A 24,150-nucleotide genomic window follows, 5' to 3' on the forward strand; every position below is an offset into this window, starting at 1 on the left:
ATGCTCCCCGTCGACCTCGCCCGCCTCATCCGCGCCGCCTGGGTGCTCGCCCGCGAGGGGGTGATCAACGCGCTGCCGTTGCCCGAGCCACGTCCGTTTGCCGTTTCCGCCGCGCTGATCATGGCCAAGGCAATCCGCCGGCGCGGCACCGCCAGCCGGGCTGAGCGGTTGTCCATTGCCTTTTCCCGTCTCGGTCCGTCTTACGTCAAGCTCGGCCAGTTCCTGGCCACGCGGCCGGACGTGGTCGGCGCTGCGCTCGCCGCCGATCTCGCCGAACTGCAGGACGCCATGCCGGACTTCGGCCTTACCGGCGCCCGCATGGTGATCGGCGAGAGCTTCGGCCTCGACGCAGATCGTCTGTTCCCCGAGCTTGGAGCCCCCATCGCCGCCGCCTCGATCGCGCAAGTGCACAAGGCAGCGGTGACCGACCGGGACGGCCGTCGCCGCGACGTCGCAGTGAAAGTGCTGCGGCCCGGCATCGATCGGCGCATCGCCTCCGACCTTGCCGGCTTCTATCTGGCTGCTCGACTGATCGAGGCTCTGGCGCCGCGTGTCCGCCGGCTTCGGCCCGTTGCTGTCGTCGATACCCTCGCCCGGTCGCTGACCTTGGAAATGGATCTGCGCCTCGAAGCGTCGGCCCTGTCGGAGATGGCGCAGAATACAGCCGAGGATGCCGATTTTCGTGTACCGACAGTTGATTGGCGACGCACTAGCCGCTCGGTGCTCACCATGGAGTGGATCGACGGCATCAAGCTGTCCGACGTTGCCGCGATCCGGGCCGCCGGCCACGATCTGCCGAAGCTCGCGGCGACGCTGTTGCAGTCCTTCCTGAGGCACGCGTTGCGCGACGGCTTCTTCCACGCCGACATGCACCAGGGCAACCTGTTCGTGGATTCCGCCGGACGCATCGTCGCCGTCGACTTCGGCATCGTCGGCCGCCTCGGCCCGCGCGAACGCCGGTTCCTTGCCGAGATCCTGCACGGCTTCATCACCCGCAACTACCGTCGCGTTGCCGAAGTGCATTTTGAGGCCGGCTATGTGCCGCCCGAGCAGGAGCTCGAGACCTTCGCCCAGGCGCTTCGCGCGGTGGGTGAGCCGTTGCACGGCGTACCGGCCTCGGAAATCGCCATGTCGCGCCTGCTCAACCAGTTGTTCGAGACCACCGAGCTGTTTGCCATGCAGACGCGGCCCGAACTCATCCTGTTGCAGAAGACCATGGTGGTGGTCGAGGGCGTCGCGCGCAGCCTCGATCCCGACCTCGACATGTGGAAGGTGTCGGAGCCCGTGGTCAGCGCCTGGATCACTCGCAACCTCGGCCCGATCGGCCGCATCGAGACGGCTGTGTCGGCCGTCGGCGACCTTATCGCCCTCGCTCCGCGCCTGCCGCGCCTCTTCGATGCCATCGAGACGATCGCCATCCGGACGGAGGCCGTCGACGAGAGCCGGCGGCGGCGCCGTACCGTTGCTCTGCCCCTCTGGGTTGGCGCGCTGTCGCTGGCGGTGATTGCCGCCTCGAGCCTCGGCTGGCTTTAGAAAGCTGAAGCCTGTCCGCCGAACTCTGGTTCGCCAACATGCTCCAGTCTTCTGTTTTCACACAACTCCGGGCGCAAACCGGCTCCCACTTTTGCTGGAGTTGCTCTACCCGCGGGCCAGCGCGGCGAGCCGACCTTCATCCGTGACGGCGATGCGGCGGCGAGCACTCTTGACGACGCCCTGCCCTTCCCACGCGCTGAGCAGCCGGCTGACCGTATGCAGCGTCGTGCCGGTCATCTCGGCGATGTCCTGCCGGGTCAACGGGAAGTCGATGAGGGTGCTGCCGTCCTGCTCCTTGCGGCCGGCGCGCCGGACGAGGCGCAGCAAGGCATGAGCGACGCGCCGCTCCACTTCCTCGGTCGACAGCTCGCGGATGCGGGTGTGCGCCTCCTGGAGCCGCTCACCGACGGCCTCCAGGGCGTTGAAGGCGAGAACGGGATTGAGCGCCACGAAATCCTGCCACTGCGAGGACATCCAGGCGAGAACGATGCTCTCCGTCACCGCCTCGGCGGTGGCCGGGTAGTCGGTGCGGCGAATCGCCTTGGCGATGCCGAACACCTCGCCCGGCAGCACGTGGCGCACCACCACCTGCTCCCCGGACGGCGTGATCTGGATCACTTTCAGATGGCCGTGCAGAAGCAGGTAAAACTCGTTGGCGGGCGCCCCCTGGCTGAACACCGGCTCACCGGGCTCGACGGTGCGCACCTGCACGGTGGCGAGCACGGCGTCGAGGTTCTCTTCCGTCATGTCACGGAACAGATCGAAGCCGCGGATCAGCGAACGGTCGAGTTTGCGGGACGCCATGGATAAACAACTCCTCTTGCCGCCCGTTATAGCAAAGCGGTCGTCGAGCGCCAGCTAGCCTGTCTTGCAAAGCAATAGCGACAGTCCCATCTTGGGAAGCCGGTTCCAGGGGCGGACCGTTTCCACGACAGGACGGGGAGACAAGGAAGAGCCATGGCCTTTTTCGAGACGTTCCGAAAGCCGGCCGTTCTGCCGACGCCCGAGACGGCGCTGCCGGGCCGCGATCGGCCGCTCGCCACCGCCGAAACCCATTTCGTCAACGGACGGCCGCTGAAGGGTCCGGTGCCCCAGGGCTATGCCGTCGCCACCTTCGCACTCGGCTGCTTCTGGGGCGCCGAGCGACTGTTCTGGCGCCTGCCCGGCGTCTACCTGACTTCGGTCGGCTACAGCGGTGGCTTCACCGAGAACCCGACCTATGAAGAGGTCTGTTCGGGCCGCACCGGTCATGCCGAAGCGGTGGAGGTGACCTTCGATCCGGATGCCGTCTCCTACGCCGATCTGGTGCGCCTGTTTTTCGAGAGCCACGACCCGACGCAGGGCATGCGCCAGGGCAATGATGTCGGCACTCAGTATCGCTCGGTGATCTTCGTACATGACGAAGCCCAGCGCGCCGTGGCGGAGGCGGCGCGCAACGCCTACGCCCAAGCGCTTGCCAAGGCGGGCCGGCCGGCGGACATCACCACGACCATCGAGCCGGCCGGACCCTATTATTTCGCCGAGGACTACCACCAGCAGTATCTCGCCAAGAACCCGGGTGGCTACTGCGGTCTCGGCGGCACCGGCGTCGCCTGCCCAATGCCCGGTGCCGGAGCGCTATCTTGAGAGGCCGGCCAGAGTTACTCGTGTTCTCCGGCTCGACGCGCGGCGGCAGTTATAACGGCCGCCTCGCGGCGCTCATGGCGCGCGAACTGGCGTTGCGCGATGCCGAGGTACGGCTCATATCGCTCGCCGACTACCTGATGCCTCTTTATGACGGTGATCTGGAGGGTGCGCGCGGCGTGCCGGAGCCGACCTTGAAACTGGCCGATCTCATGATGGCGTCGCAGGGCATATTCATCGCCTCGCCGGAATACAACCAGTCGGTGACGCCGCTGCTGAAGAATACCATCGACTGGCTGAGTCGCATTCGGGATGACCGCTATCGCAACCTATGGACAGGCCGCGTCTTCGCCATCGGCGCCGCGTCGCCCGGCCATTTCGCCGGCATCCGCTCGCTGATGCAGCTGAGGCTGATCCTGGAGAATGCCCTCGGGGCGCGGGTACTGACGCAGCAGGTGGCGGTGCCCTATGCCGACAAGGCCTTCGACGAACGGGGCAATCTCTCCAACGACAAGGCGGCGGCGCAGTTGGAGCGCGTCGTCGCCGCTCTGATCGAGAAGGCGGCGCGTCTCACTTGACCGTCACTCCATCCGCGCAATGACGTGGAAGAAGCTGCCGCTCACCTGACCGCGCCGCGAGCCGTCCGGCGCGGGAGCGCCGCCGTGGGCATCCGAGACGTCGGCGAGCGCTTGGTCGTCGCCACTCGTCAGGATCGAGGCGTAGTGGAACTCGTGGCCGCTGAGCACGGCGCCGGCTGGTCCGAGCGGCCCGTTGCCGAGAAGTTTGGCGCGTCGGTAGCCGAGGTGCAGGCGGCGTTTCTCATAGCTGGTCTCAAGGCCGAGCAGACCGGCCATGGCGTGGCGGGTTCCGCCGGCGTCGACAAGACCTTGCCCTAGAACCATGTAGCCACCGCATTCGCCGTGAACCGGCCTTTTCTCCGCAAAGACCCTGAGCCCACCAAGGAACCGATCCGCCGCCGCAAGGGCATCTGCATGAAGCTCGGGATAGCCTCCCGGCAGCCAGCAGACGTCGGCCGTGGGTTCGGGAGGCTCATTGGCGAGCGGCGAAAAGGGCAGGATTTCGGCGCCGGCCGCTCGCCAGGCCGCAAGATGGTGCGGATAGACGAAGCTGAAGGCCGCGTCGCGGGCGAGCGCGATGCGTTGGCCGGGCGGCGGCAGGAGCGGCGTGGGGCGAGCCACTGCCGCCGGCGCCGTGTCGCCGCAAAGGTCGATCAGGCGGTCGATGTCGACATGATGTCCCACGAAATCGCCAAGCGCATCGAGACGGCGGGCGAGATCGTCCGTCTCCTCAGCCTGGACAAGACCAAGGTGCCGCTCCGGCAACTCGACGGCTGTTTCGCGCGGCAATGCCCCGAGGACGGGAAGACCGAGCGCTTCGATCGCCTCACAGCACAGCCGGCGGTGCCGCTCCGACCCGACGCGATTGAGCACCACGCCGAGGATGGTCAGCCTGGGATCAAGAAGCTTGGCGCCAAGCGCAACGGCGGCAGCCGAGGTCGACTGGCCTGTGACATCGAGCACCAGCAACACCTTGAGGCCGAGGGCGGCGGCAATGTCGGCTGACGATCCGGTCCGACCAGGCTCTTGACCGACGCCGTCGAAAAGCCCCATCAGCCCCTCGGCCACCAGCAGGTCGGCATCCTCGGCCTGCTGCGCAGCGAGTCCCGTCACCTGCGCCGGCGTCATGGCCCAGCTGTCGAGGTTGACGCCGGGCCGGCCGGTGGCGGCGGCGTGGAAGGCCGGATCGATGTAGTCTGGGCCGCATTTGGCCGGCGCAACTCTCAAGCCCCGCCGGGCAAGGGCCGCCATCAGCCCCAGCGATACCGTCGTTTTGCCGGCGCCAGAGCGCACCGATGCGATCAGAAAGCCCTTCATCGCCGCCTCACCTTTCCCCTTGACCCGATAGCAGACAGCGCCGACCTTGTCGCCCGAAAGGATCGGGCGGATTGATGGCGGACACGGACAAGGAAGCGGATGGCGGGACGCCGCATCTGAGACGCGGCTGGACCACCGGCAGTTGCGCCACCGCCGCGACGCGCGCCGCCTTCGAGGGTCTCGTCAGCAGTCACTTCCCCGACCCGGTGACGGTCACGCTGCCGGGCGGTCAGACACCATCTTTCGCGCTGGCAACCACCGCTTCCGGCGAGGGTTGGGCGCGCGCCGGCGTGGTCAAGGATGCCGGCGACGATCCCGACGTCACCCACGGCGCTCTCATTCTTGCAACGGTGAGACCGGCAGCGACAGGCGCAGGCCTCGTTTTCCGCGCCGGCCCCGGCGTCGGCACCGTCACGCGCCCCGGCCTGCCCCTTGCTGTCGGCGAGCCGGCAATCAATCCGGTGCCGCGTACCATGATCGCACGAACGCTCGATGAGGCCCGCGCCGCAATCGGCGGCCCTGCGGATATCGAGGTGGAGATCTCGGTCGAGCACGGCGAGAAGCTGGCCGAGCGGACGCTCAACGGCCGGCTCGGCATTGTCGGCGGCCTGTCCATCCTCGGTACCACCGGCATCGTCGTGCCCTTTTCCTGCGCCGCCTGGATCGCCTCCATCCAGCGCGGCATCGACGTGGCGCGCGCTTCGGGCTTCACGCATGTCGCCGCCTCGACCGGCAATACGTCCGAGCAGGCGGTCAAGGCGCTCCATGACCTCGACGACGTTCAGCTGATCGACATGGGCGATTTTGCCGGCGGCACGCTGAAATACTTGAGGAAAGCGCCTGTACCGCGCGTGACGCTGGCGCTCGGCTTTGCCAAGGGCGTGAAACTCGGCCAGGGCCTGCTCGACCTTCATTCCAAGCGCGGCTCGGTCGACCTTGAAGCGCTCTCGGCGATCGTCGCCGATCTCGGTGGCAGCGATACGCTCGTTCGAAGCGTCAACGGCGCCAACACCGCCCTGGAAGCGCTGACGCTCTGCCGCGCCGCCGGCATTCCCATTGCCGAGGCGGTGGCCGAACGCGGCTTTGCGACGGCTGCCGCACTGATAGGTGGCATCGGCATGGAGCTGGAAGTCGTGTTGTTCGACCGGACCGGCGGGTTTCTGGCCAGTACCGGTTTCCGAAAAGCCTAATCTTCGCCCTCTCCGGCCCGGGAATCCCGCCCCCGGAAACGGCGTTGGTAATCGACTGAATAGAGCGCGCTCGCCCGGAAGTCCTCTGCGCCGAGTACCCTTCCCACCAAGATCAGCGCCGTGCGCTCCATCGGCCTGTTCTGCAACTCACCGAGAATGGTGGCCAGCGTTCCCTTGACGATGCGTTCGTCGGGCCAGCTCGCCCGGTAGACGACGGCGACCGGACAGTCGGCGCCATAGTGGGGAATGAGTTCCTCGACGATGCGGTCGAGGACGTGGATGGAGAGATGCAGGGCGAGCGTCGCGCCAGTGGCCGCGAAGGCGGAAAGCTTTTCCTTCTCCGGCATGGCGGAGGCGCGGCCGGAGGTGCGCGTCAGCACCAGCGATTGGCCGACCTCCGGCAATGTCAGCTCGCGGCCCAGCGCCGCGGCCGCCGCCGCGAAGGCCGGCACGCCGGGCGTCACCGTGTAGGGAATGGCGTGCTTTTCGAGCAGACGGATCTGTTCGCCGAGGGCGCTCCACACCGAGAGGTCGCCGGAGTGGAGCCGGGCCACGTCCTGGCCATCCCGCTGCGCCCTAAGATACTCCGCTTCGATCTCTTCGAGCGACAGCGGCGCCGTATCGACGATGCGGGCGCCTTCGGGGCAATGGGCCAGAATGGCCGGCGGAATCAATGAGCCGGCGTAAAGGCAGACCGGACAGGCAGCGATCAGGTCACGGCCGCGCAGCGTCAGAAGGTCGGGCGCGCCGGGGCCGGCGCCGATGAAATGCACGGTCATTCCACAATCTCCTCGGCCACCGCGACGGTGACGCCCTCCTCGGCGCGGCGCGGACCGATCAGGCGGGCATGGCCGGCGAAAGCGGCGAGCGCGGCAGCCTCCGCCACCGATGGGGTGCCGAAACGGGCGAGCGCGGCTGATGACGGCGTGGCAATGCGATCGGCCATGGCGGCGAGCGCGTCGTGGGACAGAAAGACCAGCGGCAACGCGAGGCTTTCGGCTGCCTCGCGCAGTCCGGCTTCGCCGCGCTTGTCCTCGATGGTGAAAAGGCCAATGGCGGATGCCAAGCCAGCCGTCGCCGCACTGACCAGCCGGATGATCGCCTCGGCCGGAACGCCGCGGCGGCAGCCGACGCCGATGGCTAGCCGGCCGCTCACGGCTTCACCCAGGTCCACTGGACCACCGGAAGCGCCGGCCTCAGCGCATGGAAGCCGCCAATGCGGTCCAGGCGGGAGATGGCGATCTGCGTGAGTTCGCCGCCCAGACGCGCCTGCAGGGCAAAGACCTCGGCTGTCGTTTCCACGGTGACTGCATTGATGACCAGCCGTCCGCCGGATCTCAGCCGGTCGACGCAGGTATCGACGACGCCGGGATCGCCCGAACCACCGCCGATGAAGATCGCATCGGGATCGGGGAGATTGTGGAGACCATCCGGCGCCTTGCTTTCGATCACTTGCAGATCAGGGACGCCGAAGCTCAGGGCGTTGCGCATGATGCGAGCGGCGCGCGGCGCGTTTTCCTCGAGGGCAAAGGCGCGCAGCGAGGGATCCGAGAGCATCCATTCGATGGCGACGGAGCCCGAACCGGCACCGACGTCCCATAGCGTTTCGCCGCGCGTCGGCCGCAACGCGGCGACGGTCAATGCCCTGATCTCGCGCTTGGATATCTGGCCGTCATGCTCGAACCAGTCGTCCGGCAGGCCGGGCGTGAAGGGAATGACGCGGGCGTCTCGCCCGCCTTCCACTTCGATGGCGACAAGATTGAGCGGATCGATATCGTCGATATCGAAGGCATCGGCAGAGGCCGAGCGGCGGCGCTCCCTGAGACCACCCATCGCTTCGAGCACGGTGAGGCGGCTCTTGCCGAGGCCGCGCGTGGTCAGCAGTGTCGCGAGCTTTGCCGGCGTCGTGCCATCCCAGGACAGCGCGAGCAAGCGGGCGCCGGGTTGGACATGCGGCAGAACGCGCTCGAGCGCCCTGCCGTGCAGGCTGACGCGGACGACATCCTGCCCCGGCCAGCCGAGCCGGGCGGCGGCCAGCGCGAAAGCCGAGGGTGCCGGCAGAACTGTCATTTCCCGGGGATCGACGATTTCGGCCAAAAGCGAGCCGACGCCGTAGAAGAAGGGATCGCCGGAGGCGAGCACCGCCACCGGACTGCCGCGTCGGGCGAGAATGGCAGGAAAAGCGTCCTTGAGCGGCGACGGCCACACCAGCGAAATCGCCGGATCGGCCTTGATGAGATCAAGATGGCGACGGCCACCTACGATGAAACCCGCTTGTGCGATTGCCGAAACTGCCGCAGGAGAGAGGCCGTCGAGACCGTCCTCTCCGAGGCCGACGATCGTCAGCCAGGGTGGAAGGGAGGTTTCAGCCATGGGGGACTCCGCAAGACCGATGCGCATTCTCGTCCTGGGTGGGACCACCGAGGCCTCGCGCCTTTCCGAACGGCTGCAAAAGCGCCAGGACATCTGGGCGCTGCTGTCGCTGGCCGGCCGTACCCACGAACCGGCGGCGCAGGCGCTCAACACCCGCGTTGGTGGCTTTGGCGGCATCGAGGGCCTTGCCACCTTCCTGCGCGACCAGCAGATCGACCTTCTGATCGACGCCACCCATCCCTTCGCCGCCCGCATCTCGGCCAATGCCGTGGCGGCCAGCGAGATGACCGGCGTGCCGCTGATCCGCTACACGCGCGAGCCGTGGAAGCCGGTGCCGGGCGACAACTGGCTGGAGGTTCCCGACCTCGACGCCGCCTGCGCGGCGCTCGGCCCCGAGCCGAAGTGCGTGTTCCTGACCGTCGGCCGGCTCGGCCTTGCCGCCTTCGAGGCGGCACCGCAGCATCACTATGTCGTCCGCTCCATCGACCCGCCGCACGAGCTGAACCTGCCGGACTACCGGCTGCTGCTTGAACGCGGCCCGTTCGACGAAGAATCGCAAGCCCGGCTGATGCAGGCCGAGCGGGTGGAAATCATGGTCACCAAGAATGCCGGCGGCGATGCCACCTATGGCAAGGTCGCGGCGGCCCGACGCCTGGGCCTGCCGGTGATCATGGTGGCGCCACCCGAACCGGTGACTGTCACCACCTATCACGAGCTCGATGACGTGATGGCCGACATCATGGCGCGGCTTGCTCATGCCGCCCCTCCCCTCGCCTGACGCGGGCTGAGAATCCAAGGCGTTCCGCCCGGCCGGTCGATCAATCGGCTTTCCGAAGAGCCGATGATCACCATCGTCGCCATGTCGGCGATGGAAGGGTCGGCATCGGAGAGCGTCGTCACGACGATCCGCTCATCCGGCCGGCCGACGGCGCGGGCAAAGGCAACCGGCGTCGAGCCGGCCTTCAAACTCCGCAGCAAATCGAAAGCCTCGAAGATTCGTGTTGGCCGCGCCTTCGAGGCGGGATTGTAGAGGGCGATGACGAAGTCGCCTTCAGCAGCGGCCCGAAGCCGCTTTTCGACCAGCGCCCAAGGCTTGAGGTTGTCGGACAGCGAGATGGCGCAGAAATCGTGGCCGAGCGGCGCGCCGAGCCGGGCTGCCGCCGCCTGCATGGCGGACACGCCGGGCATAACGGTGACCGGCAGGTCGCGGGCGGTTTCGTCGACCTCCACCGCTTCGATGACAGCTGCCGCCATGGCGAAGACGCCGGGGTCGCCGCCCGAGACGACGGCGACGATGCGACCGGCGCGGGCCAGATTGATGGCAAAACGCGCCCGTTCCAGCTCGACGCGATTGTCGCTGCCGTGGCGCGCCTGGCCGGGTCTTTCCGGACAGCGGGCGATATAGGGCTCGTAGCCGACGAGGTCGGTTGCCCGTTCGAGCGCGGCGCTGACCTCCGGTGTTCGCCAGCAGTCTGGGCCGGGTCCAAGGCCAACCACCAGAATTTCGCCCGCTCCGTTCATGGCCGCCGTCCTTCACCGCCGATCAGAATCAGCGAGAAATAGGGCGAGGCATCGTCGGTCTTCTCGGGCAGCGGCAGCACGACTTCCCCCTCCATCGAGCCGCGCTCGATGTAGATGGCGCGATGGGCAAGACCAGCCCGGTCGATTGCCCGCCTGACCTTCGGGAAGTTGGAGCCGAGTTTCATGATGACGGCCGCGTCGGTGCCTTGGAGGCGGGCAGTGAGATCGTCTTCGGCGAGCGTGCCCGGCAGCACGGCCAGAACGTCGTCGCCCCAGGTCATCGGCAGGCCAGCCGCCGAGGCGCAGCCGGAGAAGCCGGTGACGCCCGGCGTGATCCTGACCGAGAAGCGGTCCTTGAGGCGCACGTAAAGGTGCATGAAGGAGCCGTAGAACAGCGGGTCGCCCTCGGCGATCAGCACCACGTCGCGCCCGGCCGATAAGTGCGCGGCCAGCGCCTCGGCCGCCTCGGCATAGAAGCCGCCGACCTCCCGCACATAGAGCGGATCGGCAAAGCTCATCTCGGTGGTGAGCGGGTAGTGAAGTGGCAGCTCCTCGGTGCCCGGCCGCACGTAGGCGTCGACGATGGTGCGGGCGTGGCCGCGCCGGCCCCTCTTGGCGAAATAGGCAAGGACCGGCGCCGAGCCGATCAGCCTTGCCGCCCGGACGGTGACGAGCTCGGGATCACCGGGACCGACGCCGACACCGTGAAGCGTTCCAGAGTTGGTCATTCGCGGTCGCTCGCCAGCGCGTTGATGGCGGCAGCTGCCATGGCCGATCCACCTTTCCGACCGCGCACCACGATATAGGGAACCCGACCATCGGCGATCAGCGCTTCCTTGGATTCGGCAGCGCCGACGAAACCGACCGGCATGCCGATCACCGCAGCCGGCCGCGGCGCGCCGGCGTCGAGCATCTCGAACAGATGGAAAAGCGCGGTGGGCGCATTGCCGATGGCGACGACGGCGCCCTTGAGGCGTTCGCCCCACAGCATCATGGCCGCCGCCGTACGGGTGTTGCCGATGGTGAGCGCCAGCGTCGGAACGGAGGGATCGTCGAGCGTGCAGATCACCTCGTTGCTGGCCGGCAGGCGGGCGCGGGTGACGCCATTGGCCACCATGCGGGAATCGCAGATCACCGGCGCGCCGGCTTCCAGCGCCGCCTTCGCCGCGGCCACCGCACCGGGACCGAAGGCGAGATCGGCAGCCACCTCCACCATGCCGGCGGCATGGATGACGCGGACGGCCACCTTTTCCTCTTCCGGGGCGAAACGGGCGAGATCGGCTTCCGCCCGGATGATGGCGAAGGACCGGCGGTAGATTTCCGCGCCGTCGCGGATGTAGTCATGGCTCATTTTTCAACTGTCCCGGAACGGATAAGTGCCTCGACCGCTTCGGGCGTAAGGCCCGCGTGACGAGGTGGATCGGTTGGTCTGCCGTCTAGCACGAGGTCGAGGCCGCCGTCACGACCGACCAACGTGACGGCGTGGGCGGCGGAACTGGCGCAGCTCTTTTCGCAACCCGAAACGTGCAGCCAGATGCCGCGAGCGGCAGGTTTCAGCCTTGCAAGGCGGCGGGCGAGATCGCGTGTCTCGATGGTCGCCGAAGCGCAGGCGGGTGCACCGGGGCAGGCGGCGACGGCGAGGAGCGGGTCGTCTGACGCGGTGGCGAAGCCTGCTTCCGCAAGACGGGGCAGAACATCGGCCGGAACGCCGGGCAACAACACGGCCCGGAAGGGTGTCAGCCGCAGATCGGATGCGGCTGTGTCGGCAAGGAGATGAAGCTGATTGGCCGTGAGCCGGCCGAAGGGCAGGCCTATGCCGACATGGGTGGGGAACGCGCCGATCAGCGGGGCAGCATCCGATCTGGCGGCCAGCGTAACGCCTTCCCGCCCCAGGCCGGCGGCGGCGAAAATGGCCTCGGGGCCGACATGACCGACCAACGTCGCCATGCGGCGCGGCGGCGGATCGATGCGTGATGCGAGATCGAGAAAGGCGTGGGCGAGCCGGAGAGCACCGGCCACCGCGTCTTCGGTCCGAACCACGATCGCCCGGGCATCGCCGTTGAGCGAAAGAGCGACGCCGTCTTGCAGGAAGCTCAGACGTATGTCGGTGGACACGTCGGAGAGGCCAAAGCGTCCACCATCGTCGATCGAAAAGCCAAACTTGCCGGGCAGTTGACGGAGCGACTCATCGGCGACGAGTGCCGCTTCCAACTGTTTGGCCAGTAGGAAGGCGTCGCCTTGGGCCATCTCGTCGAGATCGGACAGAGGGGAGGCGACCACGTTGCGTACCGCCTCGGCATCGGCGTCCGCATCAATAAGGCCGAGCATAGCGAGTTCGGTCTCGACAGCCGCATAATCGTCGTTGCGAACGCCCCGAAGCTGCAAACCGCCACGTCGGCCAAGGTCGAGTTCGCCATTGCCGTAGCGGCGGGCAATCTCGGCAACGGTATGGGCCAACCCTAGAGCAAAACGTCCCCCGGTGATGCGAAGGCGAAGGATCAGGCCGTCGCCGCTCTGCATGGGGCGACGCGCACCGGGACACCAACCGCGAATGAGGGGCTCGTTCATCCGAGGCGCGCCTCCGTCTCGGCGAGGCGGGCCGCGACCGAGTTGCGCCGCAGCGCCCAGGCACCCCGATCGATCACTTTTCTGAGCCGCAGAAGCGCATCGCGAACAGCCGCGGGATTGGCGTCGACCAGAAAATCGCGCACCCGGTCGTCGCCGAAGGTGGCGTCGAACAACCGGTCGAAATGCCTGACGTCGACGGCATTCGACAGCGTTGCAAAGGCGCAGAGATTGGCTACCGCCTCGCAAATTTCAGCGGCGCCGCGGTGACCGTGGCGCATCTGTCCGGCAATCCAGCGCGGATTGGCGGCGCGACCGTGAATGACGCGGCCGATTTCCTCACTGAGGCTGCGGGCCTTCGGCGCGTCGCCGGTGGTGTCGACGTGGTAGAGCGTCGCCCGGCCGCCGAGCGCTTCCGAAGCGGCGGCAAAGCCGCCCTCGTGGGCGGGAAAGGCGTCGTTGGACAGGAGATCCTGGCCGTCGAGATCCTGGACGTGGACGAAAGCGTCGGCGGCGGCGACGCGTGCTGCAAAGCCCGGGGCATCGGCGGCTTCTCCGTCGGCGGCATAGGCATAGCCTGAAGCAGCGAGATAGGCGTCGGCGAGCGTATTGCGGTCGGCCGAAAGATCGTCTGGCGTCATCTCGCCGAGGCCGCTGCCGAAGGCGCCGGGGGCTGCGCCATAGATGCGGGAAGGCGCCGGTTCGCGCCCTGCGGCGAGCGGATTGGTTTCCGCGTCCTCATCGAGTGCCGCCACCGCCTTCACCGCCTGATCGAACAGAGCGATCTGGCCGGGAAAAACGTCACGGAAGAGGCCGGAGACGCGCAACGTCACGTCGACGCGCGGCCGGCCGAGCCGAGCGGGTGCAAGCACCGTGAAACCGGAGACACGACCGGAAGCGGCGTCCCAGGTCGGTCGCACGCCGATCAGCGCCAGGGCTTGCGCGATATCGTCGCCACCGGTGCGCATCGACGCCGATGCCCAGACATCGAGCACGATGGATTTCGGCCAGTCGCCGTGATCTTGGGCATAGCGCGCAACGACCTCCTCGGCGGTGCGGGCACCGATCTCCATGGCGGTGCGCGTCGGCACGGCACGCGGATCGATGGCGTAGAGATTGCGTCCCGTCGGCAACACGTCGAGCCGCCTCGGCCCCGGTGCACCGGAAGGACCGGGGGCGACACGCCGGCCGTCAAGAGCGGCCAGCAGACCCTCCCGTTCGGTATCGGCGGACGTGAGGAAAGCGCCGGCAGTGGAGAGATCGCCAGCGAGCGCCTCGAGGTGGGCCGCGATACGCGCTTCGTCCGGAGCGCGGCCGAAGACATGCAGACCGTCGGCGATGCGCATGTCCTTGACGTCGCAGATCCAGGCGTCGAGGCGCGCCAGCTTGTCGGCCGGGTCGAGATCGGCGGAAAGGCCGGCTGCCTCGGCGATGCCGGCGGCTTCCGCCTTGTCGGTCAGCACTGCGGCGAGATGCTTCGCCCGCCGCGGGTCGAGCGCCTGCGCGTTGGCGAACTCGTCCACCAGCATCTCGATGTCGGCAATGTCGCCATAGGCGCCGGCACGGGTGAGCGGCGGCGTCAGGTGCCCCAAGGCGATGGCCGCGATGCGGCGCTTGGCCTGGGCCGCCTCGCCGGGGTTGTTGACGATGAACGGATAGACGACCGGCATACCATCCGTCAGCGCTACCGGTGCACAGTCGCCTGAGAGCCCTGCTGCCTTGCCCGGCAGCCATTCGAGCGTGCCGTGGGTGCCGAGATGGACCATGGCGTGGGCATCAAAGCCGTGCCTGAGCCAGAGATAGAACGCCGCATAGGCGTGGCGCGGGGGAAGGTTGGGGTCGTGATGATCGGTGGCGCGACTGTCGGAGCGGCCCCGATCGGGCTGTACGGCGATGACGAGATTGCCGGCGATGATCGCGGAGAGGCGGAAAACGCCGCTCTGGACCTGCGGGTCGGCTTCCGGTGCCCCCCAGGCCGCCATCATCGAAGCGCGTAGCGCCTCGGGCAGCTCGGCAAGCCAGCCGTGATAGTCGGCAAGCGGAATATCGATGGTGGCTTTCCCGCCCTCCAGCGCGGCGATCAGCGCCTTTTCATCCGATAGCGGTCCAACTGCGTAGCCGGCTGTCCTGAGATCATCGGCAATGGCGATCAACGACGCCGGTCCGTCGAGCCCGACGGCGTAGGCGGTGCGGCCGCCCTTGCCGGAATAGTTGGACAGCACCAGACCGACGCGGCGATCGGCGCGCGGCGTTCGCCTGAGCTGCGTCCATCCATCGACGAGCCTCACGAGGCGGGCGATACCACCTTCATCCGGCCGATGGCGGATCGGCGTGTATTCGAGGGCCTCGGCACGATCGGCTGGCGCCTTGAAGCTGATCACCGGGCCGTCGAGGCGGCCGTCGACCTCCGGCAGCACCACGCTCATGGCGAGATCGGTGGCCGACAGGCCTCGCGACGAAGCCGCCCAGGCTTCGCGTGACAGGGTGGAAAGGGGCGCCTGGATGACCGGCACGTCGGCGATGTCGAGCAGCGTCGTGCCATCGTCGCGGCGGGCGGAAAAGGCGGTGCAGTTGACGATGGCGTCGGGCTTGAAGGCGGCGATGGCCTCGGCAAGCGGGCGCGCAACCTTGGGATCCTTCAGCGACGTGACCCATACCGGCAGCACGCCAAAGCCGGCCGTTGCCAGCACCTCGGCCACCGCCGCGATCGGCGCGGCATCGCCTGCGTTGACGAGCGCGCGGTAGCCGACGACCAATACCCGCCGATCACCGGTGCGGCCCGCCTCTGGGAAGACGCCGAAGGCGGGCTGCGGTGCCGGCTCCTGCCAAATCGTGTCATGTCCCAGACGGGCCGTGATGAAGGCGAGCGCGGCGGCGATGTTGTCGGGGCCGCCGAAGGTGAACCAACGTTCGAGCCGGGCCAGGTCTTCGGCCGGTAGCGTCGACGCCTCGACAAGACGCGGATCCGGCCAATCATCGCCGGGGATCATCGCCAGGTGGATGCCTTTGGAACGCGCGAGCATGGCGAGTTCATCGACGCCGTAGCGCCAGTAATCGGCACCTCCTAACAACCGCACCAAAACGAAGCGCGCCTTGGCGGCGACTTTCTCAAGATAGAGGTCGACCGAATAGGGATGGCGCAGGGCGGCGAGCGAGGCGAGGCGAAGACTCGGCGCATCGGGGCCGAGCCGGCCGTGCATGGCGGCGACGAGACCGAGGTCGCTGTCGGAAAAGGACAGCACCACAATGTCGGCTGGCGTCTGGCCGAGATCGACCGCTGCGACGCTGTCGTCGAGCGAGCGAATCTGTTCGGCCAGAATGTGCAAGGCGGTCCTCCTTTGACGAGGTCAGGCAAGAGCGGCCCGGATGGCCGTCTCGTCGATGCCCTTTTCGCCGATCACCACCAGCGCGCTGCGGCGCGGGCCGGAGGGCCACGGCCGGTCGAAGGCGTGACGGAAGCGGCCGCCAACGCCCTGCACCAAAAGGCGCATCGGCTTGCCGGCGATTTCCACGAAGCCCTTGATGCGCAGGATGTCGTGCGCCTCGGCCACCGCCTTCAGCCGGGCGATGAGGCTGTCCGGATCGCTGGCCGCACCGATCTCGACGGCGAAGGTCGAGAAATCGTCGTGGTCGTGATCGCCGAGGCCGTCGTGATGGCTGGGTCGGCTCGACAGATCATCTTCGGCAGCAGCCGCAATCCCCAGCAGGACTTCAGGCGCGATCTCACCCTCGGAGGTCGGCACGACACGCACCGCCTTGGGCAGCGAAGCGGCAATATCGCCGGAGACTTGGGCCAGTTCCTCGGCGCTGAGAAGGTCGGCCTTGTTGAGCACGACGAGATCGGCCGCCAGCAGCTGGTCCTCGTAGACTTCCTCGAGCGGGTTGTCATGATCGACCAACGGGTCGTCCTGCCGCTGGGCGAGCACGGCCTCGGGATCGTCGGCAAAGCGTCCGGCCGCCACGGCGGCGGCATCGACCACGGCGATCACGCCGTCGATCGTGAGGCGGGCGCGGACATCAGGCCAGTCGAAAGCCTTGATCAGCGGCTTGGGCAGCGCCAGACCCGAGGTTTCGACGATGATATGGTCCGGCCGCCGGTCCCCTCTAGTCAGCGCCTCAATGGCCGGCAGAAAATCGTCGGCGACGGTGCAGCAGAGGCAGCCGTTGGCAAGCTCGACGATCGCATCCTCCGGGCAATCCGCCGCACCGCAGGATTTGAGTATGTCGCCGTCGACACCGACGTCGCCGAACTCGTTGACAATCAGCGCGAGCCGGCGGCCGCCGGCCCGCTCGATGACATGGCGGATCAGCGTCGTTTTGCCGGAACCGAGGAAGCCGGTGACGATGGTGACTGGAATTTTCGGCTGGGCGTTCATCGGCAGGTCTCCGACTGGGGCGGGATGCGGGCGACGAGGCCCGATTTGAGGAGTGGCGGCCGCTCGCGCCAGGGCACACGGCCATCCTCGCTCGCGGCGTAGCGCTCGGCCGCAACGATCACTTCGTCGGGATCGGCGGCGTCGGCGGCGACATAGGTCCATCTGTCCGGCGCGGCGAAGGCGACCGTAACGGGCCGTTTACAGACCGAAAGGCAGTCAACACCGGAAACGCAGACGTCGCTCCGGCCCTCGAGCCGATCGACGAGAGCGGCATGGAGGCGCGCGCCGGCCCGCGAGGTCTCGTCATCGTCGGCAGCGCGGCAGTTGACGCAAACATGCAGGGTGACCGGATGCGCCGTCATGCTCGGCACTCCGGAAACGTCGAAAAGCGGCAGCCGTAAGCTGCCGGGGCACGCGTCATGATCTGGTCCTTTCCCGCCCCACCGGCGGTCTGACTTCCGCGCGCGGCGGCAGGTCTCCTGGCTCGCGGTTCGTCACCGGATGCGGCCTTCCCGGTCTTTCGACCAGTGGCACGCTGAGCATCCGGCTCGCCGCTCACAGTTGCGGGGGCAGCCGCGGCTTTCGGAAACTCCGATTCCGCGTTCCCTCTTTCGCCCTCCTCCGGGAGGAGGGACCGTCGCGCCGGGCCATTTGCGGCTTGTTGCGAGCCAAAGTCAACCGAGCGACGGAGTGGTTATCCTTTACGGCCCCTTAAACTGCCGCATTTAAGGTGAATCGGATGCTCCATGGGCCAGCGTGGCCGAGATCCAAGGAGTGGCGGCGGACGATGCGGAGCGACAGACGTGACATTCGGCGCGACCGGGCCGAGCCGACGTTCGAGACGCCGTCCCGCGAGGGAGACTTCGCCGCGCGCGACGGCGACCGCTTCACGCCACCCCGTAGCCTGCCCAACTCGCGTGGCAGCCGATCAGCGCGACCGGAGCGGGTGGAGCCGCGCTTTGACGACGACCGCTACGACGAGGAGACGGAGATGGCCGAACGGCAGCCGCGTCGTCGCCGCAAATCCTCGAAACGCTCGGCGAAACGAGCCCGCCGGTCAAGCATGGGACTGGTCGGTCGCCTTGTCTATTGGAGCATCGTGCTTTGCATCTGGGGGCTGATCGGGGTCGCCGGGATCATCGGCTACACCGTCGCCACCATGCCGCAGATCGACGACTGGAAGGTTCCCGCCCGGCCGCCCAACGTCGAGATCGTCGACGCTTCGGGCACGATCATCGCCAATCGCGGCGACACCGGCGGCGAAGAGGTGACGCTATCCGACATGTCGCGCTTCCTGCCCGAGGCTGTGGTGGCCATCGAGGATCGGCGCTTCTATCACCATTTCGGCGTCGACCCGATCGGCCTCTCTCGCGCGATGGTCACCAATCTCGCCGCAGGATCGGTGGTGCAGGGCGGCTCGACGCTAACCCAGCAGCTCGCCAAGAACCTGTTCCTGCAGCCGGATCGCACGCTCGAGCGCAAGCTGCAGGAGGCTGTGCTCGCCCTCTGGCTGGAATGGCGCTTCTCCAAGGATGAGCTCCTGGAGATGTATCTCAACCGGGTCTATCTCGGCGCTGGCGCCTATGGCGTCGATGCGGCGGCGCGGCGCTATTTCGGCAAGTCGGCCCGCGACGTCAATCTTGCCGAGGCCGCCACCATCGCCGGCCTTCTGAAGGCGCCGTCACGCTACGCGCCGACCAACTCGCCCAAGCTCGCCGCCGAGCGCGCCAAGGTGGTCCTCGCCGCCATGGTCGACCAAGGCTACGTCAGCCGCGACGAGGCGGCACGGGCCACCGCCGTCGGAGCGCCACCCCTGCCCACCAAGAGCGGATCGGCCGCCAATTACGTCGCCGACTGGGTGATGGATCTGCTGCCCGGCTACGTTGCCCGCTACCGCACCGATCTCGTGGTGACGACAACCATCGATGCCCGCCTCCAGGTGGCGGCGGAAAACGCCATCCGCGCGACGCTCGACAAGGAAGGCGTCAAGTACAAGGTAAGCCAGGGCGCCCTGGTCGCCGTCGACAACGACGGCGCCGTCAAGGCGTTGGTGGGTGGCAAGGATTACGCGGCAAGCCAGTTCGATCGTGCCATCGAGGCGCGGCGCCAGCCCGGCTCGGCCTTCAAGCCCTTCGTCTACCTCGCCGCTATCGAGCACGGCTTCTCGCCCGATTCGATCGTCGTCGACGAGCCGATTTCCATCAACGGCTGGGCGCCCAAGAACTATGAGAACGAGTATCTCGGCCCGGTGACGCTGACGACGGCGCTGGCCCGATCGCTCAACACGGTTGCGGCCCGTCTCACCGCCACGCTCGGACCGGACACCGTGGTACAGACTGCCCGTCGCGTCGGCATCGTCAGCCAGCTCCACGACAACCCGTCCATCGCCCTCGGCACGGGCGAGGTGACGCCGCTCGAAATCACCGCCGCCTACGTGCCTTTCGCCAACGGTGGCTGGGGCATCATTCCCTATCTCGTCGAGGACATTCGCACCAAGGACGGCAAGGTGCTGTTCCATCGCCAGGGCGACGGGCCCGGCCGGGTGATCTCGGAGGTGGCCGTCGGCACCATGAACCGCATGCTGTCGACCGTCGTCACCGACGGCACCGGGCAGAAGGCGCTGCTCTCCGATCGGCCGGTGGCCGGCAAGACCGGCACCAGCCAGGATTTCCGCGACGCCTGGTTCATCGGCTACACTAACGGCCTTACCGCCGGCGTCTGGCTCGGCAACGACGACAACACGCCGACCAAGAAGGCAACCGGCGGCGCGTTGACCGCCCTGCTCTGGAACCGGTTCATGACCGAAGCCGCTCGCGACATGCCGGCCAGGCCACTACCGGGCGTCGAACTGGTGCCGCCGCCCACCAATGTCGGCGTCAGCTTTGGCGAGACGGACGGTCTGCCGATGCAGGGGCCGCAGTTGCCAGGCAACATGCCGGCACCGCCGCTCAACGTGCCGGTCACCGAGGCAAGCCCTGCCGAGAGGGGACTGCTGCAGCGCCTGTTCGGCAACTGACCGGAGATCACGGCAGCCGGTGCAAACCGGCTCCGTTCTTTTTCAGCCAGTCCTTGGCCGCCTCCGTTGCCGGACAGAGCCGATGACAGATCGCCCAGAAACGGTCGGAATGGTTCATTTCCTTGAGATGGGCAACCTCGTGGGCGGCCACGTAATCGAGAACGAAGGGCGGTGCCATGACCAGCCGCCATGAGAAGGCCAACACGCCACGCGCCGATGCCGATCCCCAGCGGGACGTAGTGTCCTTGAGTCGGATGGCCGAGGGTCGGACGCCGAGCGCCGCTGCGTGGTGCGCCACGGCGGCAGCGAGATCGGCGCGTGCCTCTTTCTTCAGATGGTCGGCAAGACGACGACGAACATGTGGCGTGTCGCCGGGCACCTCGATCGCCGGGCCCTCGTCGCTGGCAACGAGCCGGATGCGGCCGCGCGACAAGCCGGTGGAGATGACGCGATGGACAACGCCACGGATCGGAACGGCGACCGGCAATTCAGGGGTGTCGGGCCTCGCCGCGAGCCGCTCGGCGATCCATTGGGCATGACGGGCGACGAAAGCCTTGGCCTCGGCGAGCGTTCCGCGACGGGGAATGGTGACAACGGCGCCGTCGCCCCGCCGGTCGAGCCGCAAGGTGTAACGGCGAGCGCGGGCGTTCCGGCGCACCGCCACCTCGACCATGCTGTCGCCGGCCAGGATCGGAAAGCTCGCGGGCGCCGAGCGCTTCTTTTCGGGAGTTTGCAGGAAGGGCAGACGAATCGACATGGCGAGAGTGTAGGGGCGGTAGCTGATATGACAAAGCCCCCGCGCTCGGTTGGAGCGCGGGGGCTCTTGGCCTGCCGGTCGTGGAGGGAGCCGGGTCAGACCCCTGCATCCGGCGCCGGATTGCGGCTCGCCTTGAAGCGGTCGAACTCTTCCTGGTCCTTGGCGCGACGCAGGTTGGCGAGGAACTCGTCGAACTCGTCCCGCATCCGGTCGAGGGCCGCGCGCTCCTCTTCGAGGCGCTTCAGCTCGGCTTCGCGGTAGGCGTCGAAGGCCGTGTTGCCAGTCGAGCCGGCACGGTAGTGTTGAAAGCCGCCACGCTCGAAGCCGGCACGACGGGCGGCGCGTTCGAGGTCCGGGCGAAGGTCGTTCCAGCGGGCGCGCATGCGATCCCCCCAAAGTATATAGGCAAGTACTGCCAGGCCGATCGGCCAGAAGATCACGAAACCGACGATCATCGCCGCGATGGATAGCGGATGAAAGCCGGGCCTCATCACGCAGCTTCTCATTTTTCTTCCCTTTCGGAGTGTTCCGAGCAACGATACCGAAGTGGCCCTGGTCAAAGCCGCCTTCAAGAGCCGTCGAGGACTTTTTTGGACGAGGGACTGGAACCATTCTGATCTTGCGAGAAGGGTGGGCACTGCTCGCAGGACGATTCGACTTGGCCAATGACAGCCAATCCTCGCTCCCCTCGGCCCACGGGTGGCCGACATCGGCGATTCGTTTGGGGATGCTCGCCTTTGGTCGGCGCACAGGGTGCGTCAAGCACGTAAAAAAACGCAAAAAGTGACCCGCCGGACACCCTCCACGCGATTTTCAAGCAGCAGAAACGCTAACTTCTGTGGTAAGACTAGGAGTGGAGCGGTTCTGAAGTGCGGGCGGTCTGGCGCGTCATTGCCATGGCGATGGCGCGATGTGCCGGGTAAAAAGACGAATTCGGCGGTGGAATAGCTCTTTTAGAAACAAACTGGCTCGATGCAGCTCTCCGCGGGCATCGGTCTGGGGCTATGTTTTGGCGGAGATGAGAAGACAGAATGGGTAAGGGTAAGGATTTCCGCCCGCCGCGGCGGCGTGGCGGATTTGATGACGACATGATGCCGTCGTTCGACATTCGTCCCGAGCGGCCGGCGCGCAGTTTCGGCGGTCCTTCGCCGTATGACAGCGCCCCCCCGGCCGGTCCGGTGGTGGAAGCGACGGTATCCTGGTTCAACCCCGAGAAGGGTTTCGGCTTTACCGCGCTCACCGACGGTTCGGGCGATGCCTTCCTGCACATCGGCCAGCTGCAGGCGGTGGGGCGCGACAGCGTACCGCCGGGTGCCACGCTGAAAGTCCAGGTGGCGCAGGGCGCCAAGGGCAAGCAGGTTGTCAAGGTGGTCGAGGTCGACGAGTCCACTGCGACGCCGCAGGCGCCGCGCGCGCCGCGTCCGGGTGGGTTCGGCGGCGGTGACCGTGGTCCGCGTCCGGGCGGCTTTGGTGGTGACCGCGGCGGCTTCGGCGGCGGCGGCTTTGGTGCTCCTCGCCCGCCGCGCCGTTCGGTCGACACGTCGTCTGCGACGCCGCTCGATGGCACGGTCAAGTGGTTCAACCCCGAGAAGGGCTTCGGCTTCGTGGCCGGCGAGGATGGTGGCAAGGACGTGTTCGTCCACATCTCCGTCCTGCAGTCGGCTGGCATGGGGCCGCTGACCGACGGTCAGCGCGTTGCCATGAAGATCGTCGAAACCCCGAAGGGGCGCGAGGCGGTCGAGATCAGCCTTCTCGACTGATCGCCACGACAATCGATAACTCCGGGCGGCGGCACCCTGTCGCCGCCCGAGAGTGTGTGTTTGCAAGGCGTCCAGCCTCGCTTTTTCGCTTCTGCCTGTCCGTCGAATGCACGGGATTGCAGGCCTCTCCCCTACCCTCAGTCGTGTCTCTCGGTGACACGCTCAGGGCATGCGCACCACGAACATCTTTCGCGTGGTTTCCACCACTTCCCAGATGCCGGAGAAACCAGGCCGCAGGATGAAACTGTCGCCGGTCCTGAGGATGCGCGGCGTTTCCTTGCCCGTCTCATGCACGATGGAGACGCCGGAGAGGATGGTGCAGAACTCCCACTCGTCATAGGCGACACGCCAAGCGCCCGGTGTCGATTCCCAGACGCCGGCATAAAGCTTTTCGGCGTCGCGCTCCTCGACGAGCCAAGTTCGGCTCCTCGGATTGCCCTTGATGATCCGGTCAGGGTCAGGCCCGCCGTCCTCCGGCTCAACGGCAGTGAGATCGAAGCCGAGGAACAGTGCGTCGTCTTCCATGGCGAACCTCCTTCTGCCGGCAGATCGCCGGGCTACGGATCAGCCTATTCCATAGATGCGGGTGGCGTTGCGGTGGAACAGCTTTTCCCGCTCCGTTTCACTGGCGCTTTCAACCAAGCGCCACGTTGCCTCGATCCAGTCGGTCAGCGAGGCGCGCTGCGCCGACCACGGCCAATCACTTCCCCAGACCACACGATCCCAACCGAAGGCTTCGATGGTTGTCTCGACCACAGGCCTGAGGTCATCCACCGTCCAGCCATCGGCAACGGTGCCGATGACACCGGACACCTTCGCAACAACGCCTGGGCGGCGCGCGAGTTCAACGAGAGCCGTCTTCCAGGTGGCAAATAGATCCGGCCGCGAGGCCGAACCGCCGCCACAGTGATCGAGCACGAAGGCGACGCCGGGACAGGCGTCGACGAGCTCGGCGGCGATGCCGAGCTGATCGGGGCGGACGCAGATGTCAAAGGTGAGACCGGTGCCGGCGAGGCGGCCGACGTTCTCGCGGAAAAGCCGCGTACGAGAGACCTCATCCGGCACGACATGCAGGATACGTCTGAAGCCGCGGATGAACGGATCGGCGCAGGCACGCTCCACCTGTTGAGCGAACCCGGCATGCTCGGGCCGCGCATTGGAGATGGCGGCGCGGATGTGGCGAACGGGGCCGCCGGCAAGATCGCGAATGAACTCGATCTCCCGGTCGATATCCGCCTCGACGACGTCAACCTCCATGTGAAGGCAGTCGGTGACGCCAAGCGGGTGCGCCTCGGCGGCATAAAGCTCATAGGTCCAGTCGTGAGCGGCAAGCGTCGGCTCGCTGCCGAGCCAGGGATAGACAAGACTGTCCCGGTAGACGAGGTGCAGATGCGTATCGATCAGGCGCGTCGGAACACTCATCAGAAGCCTCGGGCTAGCAGGGCGTGGTCGGTGACAGCCGAACAGTAAAGGAAAAAGGCGGCCTCAGGAGTCCGACGAAGGTTGCAAACTCCCCCCTCGTCAGGAGAGATCGTTTGGCG

General features: G+C 67.1%; 23 protein-coding genes and 1 riboswitch. Of the genes, 7 read left to right on the forward strand and 16 right to left on the reverse strand.

Going from position 1 to position 24,150, the window contains the following annotated elements; all coding sequences use genetic code 11:
• Positions 1 to 1,533: a 2-polyprenylphenol 6-hydroxylase gene (gene ubiB / locus CXZ10_RS14150; protein WP_180335999.1), complete on the forward strand. Its 1,533-nt coding sequence runs from the start codon at positions 1 to 3 to the stop codon at positions 1,531 to 1,533.
• 105 nt (positions 1,534 to 1,638) lie between these two features.
• Here the strand turns inward: ubiB and CXZ10_RS14155 are convergent, their stop codons facing one another.
• Complete coding sequence (locus CXZ10_RS14155) at positions 1,639 to 2,337, reverse strand: Crp/Fnr family transcriptional regulator (RefSeq protein WP_101289990.1); 699 nt, start codon at positions 2,335 to 2,337, stop codon at positions 1,639 to 1,641.
• 153 nt (positions 2,338 to 2,490) lie between these two features.
• On the opposite strand from CXZ10_RS14155, the gene msrA reads away from it, so the two are divergent.
• Together msrA and CXZ10_RS14165 are read left to right on the forward strand one after the other, a co-directional pair.
• Complete coding sequence (gene msrA, locus CXZ10_RS14160; RefSeq protein WP_101289991.1) at positions 2,491 to 3,159, forward strand: peptide-methionine (S)-S-oxide reductase MsrA; 669 nt, start codon at positions 2,491 to 2,493, stop codon at positions 3,157 to 3,159.
• Complete coding sequence (locus tag CXZ10_RS14165) at positions 3,156 to 3,734, forward strand: NADPH-dependent FMN reductase (protein ID WP_101289992.1); 579 nt, start codon at positions 3,156 to 3,158, stop codon at positions 3,732 to 3,734. Before msrA ends, CXZ10_RS14165 begins: the two co-directional genes overlap by 4 nt.
• A 3-nt stretch (positions 3,735 to 3,737) precedes the next feature.
• On the opposite strand, the gene CXZ10_RS14170 is transcribed toward CXZ10_RS14165, so the two are convergent.
• Positions 3,738 to 5,051: a cobyrinic acid a,c-diamide synthase CobB gene (locus CXZ10_RS14170; RefSeq protein WP_101289993.1), complete on the reverse strand. Its 1,314-nt coding sequence runs from the start codon at positions 5,049 to 5,051 to the stop codon at positions 3,738 to 3,740.
• 74 nt (positions 5,052 to 5,125) lie between these two features.
• On the opposite strand from CXZ10_RS14170, the gene CXZ10_RS14175 reads away from it, so the two are divergent.
• Positions 5,126 to 6,241, forward strand: a complete 1,116-nt coding sequence (locus CXZ10_RS14175) for a cobalt-precorrin-5B (C(1))-methyltransferase (RefSeq protein ID WP_101289994.1) — start codon at positions 5,126 to 5,128, stop codon at positions 6,239 to 6,241.
• Here the strand turns inward: CXZ10_RS14175 and cobM are convergent.
• From cobM to cbiE, 3 genes are read right to left on the reverse strand one after another with little or no spacing between them, the layout of a single operon-like run.
• Positions 6,238 to 7,020 carry a precorrin-4 C(11)-methyltransferase gene (gene cobM / locus CXZ10_RS14180; protein WP_101289995.1) on the reverse strand — a complete coding sequence of 261 codons (783 nt, stop codon included), beginning with the start codon at positions 7,018 to 7,020 and terminating at the stop codon, positions 6,238 to 6,240. The two genes, CXZ10_RS14175 and cobM, sit on opposite strands and share 4 nt — an antisense overlap.
• Positions 7,017 to 7,397, reverse strand: coding sequence for a cobalamin biosynthesis protein (locus CXZ10_RS14185; protein ID WP_101290126.1), 381 nt, complete (start codon positions 7,395 to 7,397; stop codon positions 7,017 to 7,019). Before CXZ10_RS14185 ends, cobM begins: the two co-directional genes overlap by 4 nt.
• Entirely contained in the window at positions 7,394 to 8,614 is a 1,221-nt protein-coding gene (cbiE, locus tag CXZ10_RS14190) for a precorrin-6y C5,15-methyltransferase (decarboxylating) subunit CbiE (RefSeq protein WP_101290127.1), read from the reverse strand. The genes CXZ10_RS14185 and cbiE overlap by 4 nt, the downstream gene beginning before the upstream one ends.
• Between cbiE and CXZ10_RS14195 the strand changes: the two genes are divergently transcribed.
• The gene (locus tag CXZ10_RS14195) at positions 8,613 to 9,392 is read left to right on the forward strand and encodes a cobalt-precorrin-6A reductase (protein WP_244617160.1); all 780 of its coding nucleotides are present in this window, start codon (positions 8,613 to 8,615) and stop codon (positions 9,390 to 9,392) included. The two genes, cbiE and CXZ10_RS14195, sit on opposite strands and share 2 nt — an antisense overlap.
• On the opposite strand, the gene cobJ is transcribed toward CXZ10_RS14195, so the two are convergent.
• Genes cobJ through CXZ10_RS14230 form a run of 7 tightly spaced genes read right to left on the reverse strand, consistent with a single transcriptional unit; the run spans position 9,368 to position 17,438 of the window.
• The gene (gene cobJ / locus CXZ10_RS14200; protein WP_101289997.1) at positions 9,368 to 10,135 is read right to left on the reverse strand and encodes a precorrin-3B C(17)-methyltransferase; all 768 of its coding nucleotides are present in this window, start codon (positions 10,133 to 10,135) and stop codon (positions 9,368 to 9,370) included. The genes CXZ10_RS14195 and cobJ overlap by 25 nt on opposite strands.
• Positions 10,132 to 10,863: a precorrin-2 C(20)-methyltransferase gene (locus CXZ10_RS14205; protein ID WP_101289998.1), complete on the reverse strand. Its 732-nt coding sequence runs from the start codon at positions 10,861 to 10,863 to the stop codon at positions 10,132 to 10,134. The genes cobJ and CXZ10_RS14205 overlap by 4 nt, the downstream gene beginning before the upstream one ends.
• Positions 10,860 to 11,486: a precorrin-8X methylmutase gene (locus CXZ10_RS14210; protein WP_101289999.1), complete on the reverse strand. Its 627-nt coding sequence runs from the start codon at positions 11,484 to 11,486 to the stop codon at positions 10,860 to 10,862. Before CXZ10_RS14210 ends, CXZ10_RS14205 begins: the two co-directional genes overlap by 4 nt.
• On the reverse strand, positions 11,483 to 12,703 hold the full coding sequence (gene cobG, locus CXZ10_RS14215; protein ID WP_101290000.1) for a precorrin-3B synthase: 1,221 nt from the start codon (positions 12,701 to 12,703) through the stop codon (positions 11,483 to 11,485). The genes CXZ10_RS14210 and cobG overlap by 4 nt, the downstream gene beginning before the upstream one ends.
• The gene (gene cobN, locus CXZ10_RS14220; protein ID WP_101290001.1) at positions 12,700 to 16,026 is read right to left on the reverse strand and encodes a cobaltochelatase subunit CobN; all 3,327 of its coding nucleotides are present in this window, start codon (positions 16,024 to 16,026) and stop codon (positions 12,700 to 12,702) included. The genes cobG and cobN overlap by 4 nt, the downstream gene beginning before the upstream one ends.
• A gap of 21 nt (positions 16,027 to 16,047) precedes the next feature.
• Positions 16,048 to 17,076 (reverse strand): cobalamin biosynthesis protein CobW, encoded by a 1,029-nt coding sequence (gene cobW / locus CXZ10_RS14225; RefSeq protein ID WP_101290002.1) that lies wholly within the window; start codon positions 17,074 to 17,076, stop codon positions 16,048 to 16,050.
• Complete coding sequence (locus tag CXZ10_RS14230; RefSeq protein ID WP_101290003.1) at positions 17,073 to 17,438, reverse strand: DUF1636 family protein; 366 nt, start codon at positions 17,436 to 17,438, stop codon at positions 17,073 to 17,075. The genes cobW and CXZ10_RS14230 overlap by 4 nt, the downstream gene beginning before the upstream one ends.
• A gap of 90 nt (positions 17,439 to 17,528) precedes the next feature.
• Positions 17,529 to 17,730: riboswitch (cobalamin riboswitch) on the reverse strand.
• 133 nt (positions 17,731 to 17,863) lie between these two features.
• On the opposite strand from CXZ10_RS14230, the gene CXZ10_RS14235 reads away from it, so the two are divergent.
• The gene (locus CXZ10_RS14235) at positions 17,864 to 20,092 is read left to right on the forward strand and encodes a transglycosylase domain-containing protein (protein WP_101290004.1); all 2,229 of its coding nucleotides are present in this window, start codon (positions 17,864 to 17,866) and stop codon (positions 20,090 to 20,092) included.
• Positions 20,093 to 20,099: 7 nt separating this feature from the next.
• On the opposite strand, the gene CXZ10_RS14240 is transcribed toward CXZ10_RS14235, so the two are convergent.
• Both CXZ10_RS14240 and CXZ10_RS14245 read right to left on the reverse strand, forming a co-directional pair.
• Entirely contained in the window at positions 20,100 to 20,849 is a 750-nt protein-coding gene (locus CXZ10_RS14240; RefSeq protein WP_101290005.1) for a M48 family metallopeptidase, read from the reverse strand.
• Positions 20,850 to 20,944: 95 nt separating this feature from the next.
• Entirely contained in the window at positions 20,945 to 21,340 is a 396-nt protein-coding gene (locus tag CXZ10_RS14245) for a DUF2852 domain-containing protein (protein WP_244617161.1), read from the reverse strand.
• 540 nt (positions 21,341 to 21,880) lie between these two features.
• On the opposite strand from CXZ10_RS14245, the gene CXZ10_RS21910 reads away from it, so the two are divergent.
• The gene (locus CXZ10_RS21910) at positions 21,881 to 22,609 is read left to right on the forward strand and encodes a cold-shock protein (protein WP_101290007.1); all 729 of its coding nucleotides are present in this window, start codon (positions 21,881 to 21,883) and stop codon (positions 22,607 to 22,609) included.
• Positions 22,610 to 22,771: 162 nt separating this feature from the next.
• Here the strand turns inward: CXZ10_RS21910 and CXZ10_RS14255 are convergent, their stop codons facing one another.
• Positions 22,772 to 23,134: a cupin domain-containing protein gene (locus CXZ10_RS14255; protein WP_101290008.1), complete on the reverse strand. Its 363-nt coding sequence runs from the start codon at positions 23,132 to 23,134 to the stop codon at positions 22,772 to 22,774.
• 39 nt (positions 23,135 to 23,173) lie between these two features.
• The gene (locus CXZ10_RS14260) at positions 23,174 to 24,031 is read right to left on the reverse strand and encodes an amidohydrolase family protein (RefSeq protein WP_101290009.1); all 858 of its coding nucleotides are present in this window, start codon (positions 24,029 to 24,031) and stop codon (positions 23,174 to 23,176) included.
• Between the last annotated feature and the right edge of the window lie 119 nt (positions 24,032 to 24,150).

The sequence above is a fragment of the Pleomorphomonas diazotrophica genome, from assembly GCF_002844595.1.
In the GTDB taxonomy this organism is placed as follows: Bacteria; Pseudomonadota; Alphaproteobacteria; order Rhizobiales; family Pleomorphomonadaceae; genus Pleomorphomonas; species Pleomorphomonas diazotrophica.

Bases quoted from the DNA above. Each gene is read 5' to 3' on its own strand.
- msrA (WP_101289991.1), top strand. From the start codon at position 2,491: ATGGCCTTTTTCGAGACGTTCCGAAAGCCGGCCGTTCTGCCGACGCCC.
- CXZ10_RS14255 (WP_101290008.1), bottom strand. From the start codon at position 23,134: ATGGAAGACGACGCACTGTTCCTCGGCTTCGATCTCACTGCCGTTGAG.
- CXZ10_RS14230 (WP_101290003.1), bottom strand. From the start codon at position 17,438: ATGACGGCGCATCCGGTCACCCTGCATGTTTGCGTCAACTGCCGCGCT.
- CXZ10_RS21910 (WP_101290007.1), top strand. From the start codon at position 21,881: ATGGGTAAGGGTAAGGATTTCCGCCCGCCGCGGCGGCGTGGCGGATTT.
- CXZ10_RS14260 (WP_101290009.1), bottom strand. From the start codon at position 24,031: ATGAGTGTTCCGACGCGCCTGATCGATACGCATCTGCACCTCGTCTAC.
- cobM (WP_101289995.1), bottom strand. From the start codon at position 7,020: ATGACCGTGCATTTCATCGGCGCCGGCCCCGGCGCGCCCGACCTTCTG.
- cobJ (WP_101289997.1), bottom strand. From the start codon at position 10,135: ATGAACGGAGCGGGCGAAATTCTGGTGGTTGGCCTTGGACCCGGCCCA.
- ubiB (WP_180335999.1), top strand. From the start codon at position 1: ATGCTCCCCGTCGACCTCGCCCGCCTCATCCGCGCCGCCTGGGTGCTC.
- cobG (WP_101290000.1), bottom strand. From the start codon at position 12,703: ATGAACGAGCCCCTCATTCGCGGTTGGTGTCCCGGTGCGCGTCGCCCC.
- CXZ10_RS14240 (WP_101290005.1), bottom strand. From the start codon at position 20,849: ATGTCGATTCGTCTGCCCTTCCTGCAAACTCCCGAAAAGAAGCGCTCG.
- CXZ10_RS14205 (WP_101289998.1), bottom strand. From the start codon at position 10,863: ATGACCAACTCTGGAACGCTTCACGGTGTCGGCGTCGGTCCCGGTGAT.
- CXZ10_RS14155 (WP_101289990.1), bottom strand. From the start codon at position 2,337: ATGGCGTCCCGCAAACTCGACCGTTCGCTGATCCGCGGCTTCGATCTG.
- CXZ10_RS14245 (WP_244617161.1), bottom strand. From the start codon at position 21,340: ATGAGGCCCGGCTTTCATCCGCTATCCATCGCGGCGATGATCGTCGGT.
- CXZ10_RS14210 (WP_101289999.1), bottom strand. From the start codon at position 11,486: ATGAGCCATGACTACATCCGCGACGGCGCGGAAATCTACCGCCGGTCC.
- cobW (WP_101290002.1), bottom strand. From the start codon at position 17,076: ATGAACGCCCAGCCGAAAATTCCAGTCACCATCGTCACCGGCTTCCTC.
- CXZ10_RS14170 (WP_101289993.1), bottom strand. From the start codon at position 5,051: ATGAAGGGCTTTCTGATCGCATCGGTGCGCTCTGGCGCCGGCAAAACG.
- CXZ10_RS14195 (WP_244617160.1), top strand. From the start codon at position 8,613: ATGGGGGACTCCGCAAGACCGATGCGCATTCTCGTCCTGGGTGGGACC.
- CXZ10_RS14235 (WP_101290004.1), top strand. From the start codon at position 17,864: ATGCGGAGCGACAGACGTGACATTCGGCGCGACCGGGCCGAGCCGACG.
- cbiE (WP_101290127.1), bottom strand. From the start codon at position 8,614: ATGGCTGAAACCTCCCTTCCACCCTGGCTGACGATCGTCGGCCTCGGA.
- CXZ10_RS14175 (WP_101289994.1), top strand. From the start codon at position 5,126: ATGGCGGACACGGACAAGGAAGCGGATGGCGGGACGCCGCATCTGAGA.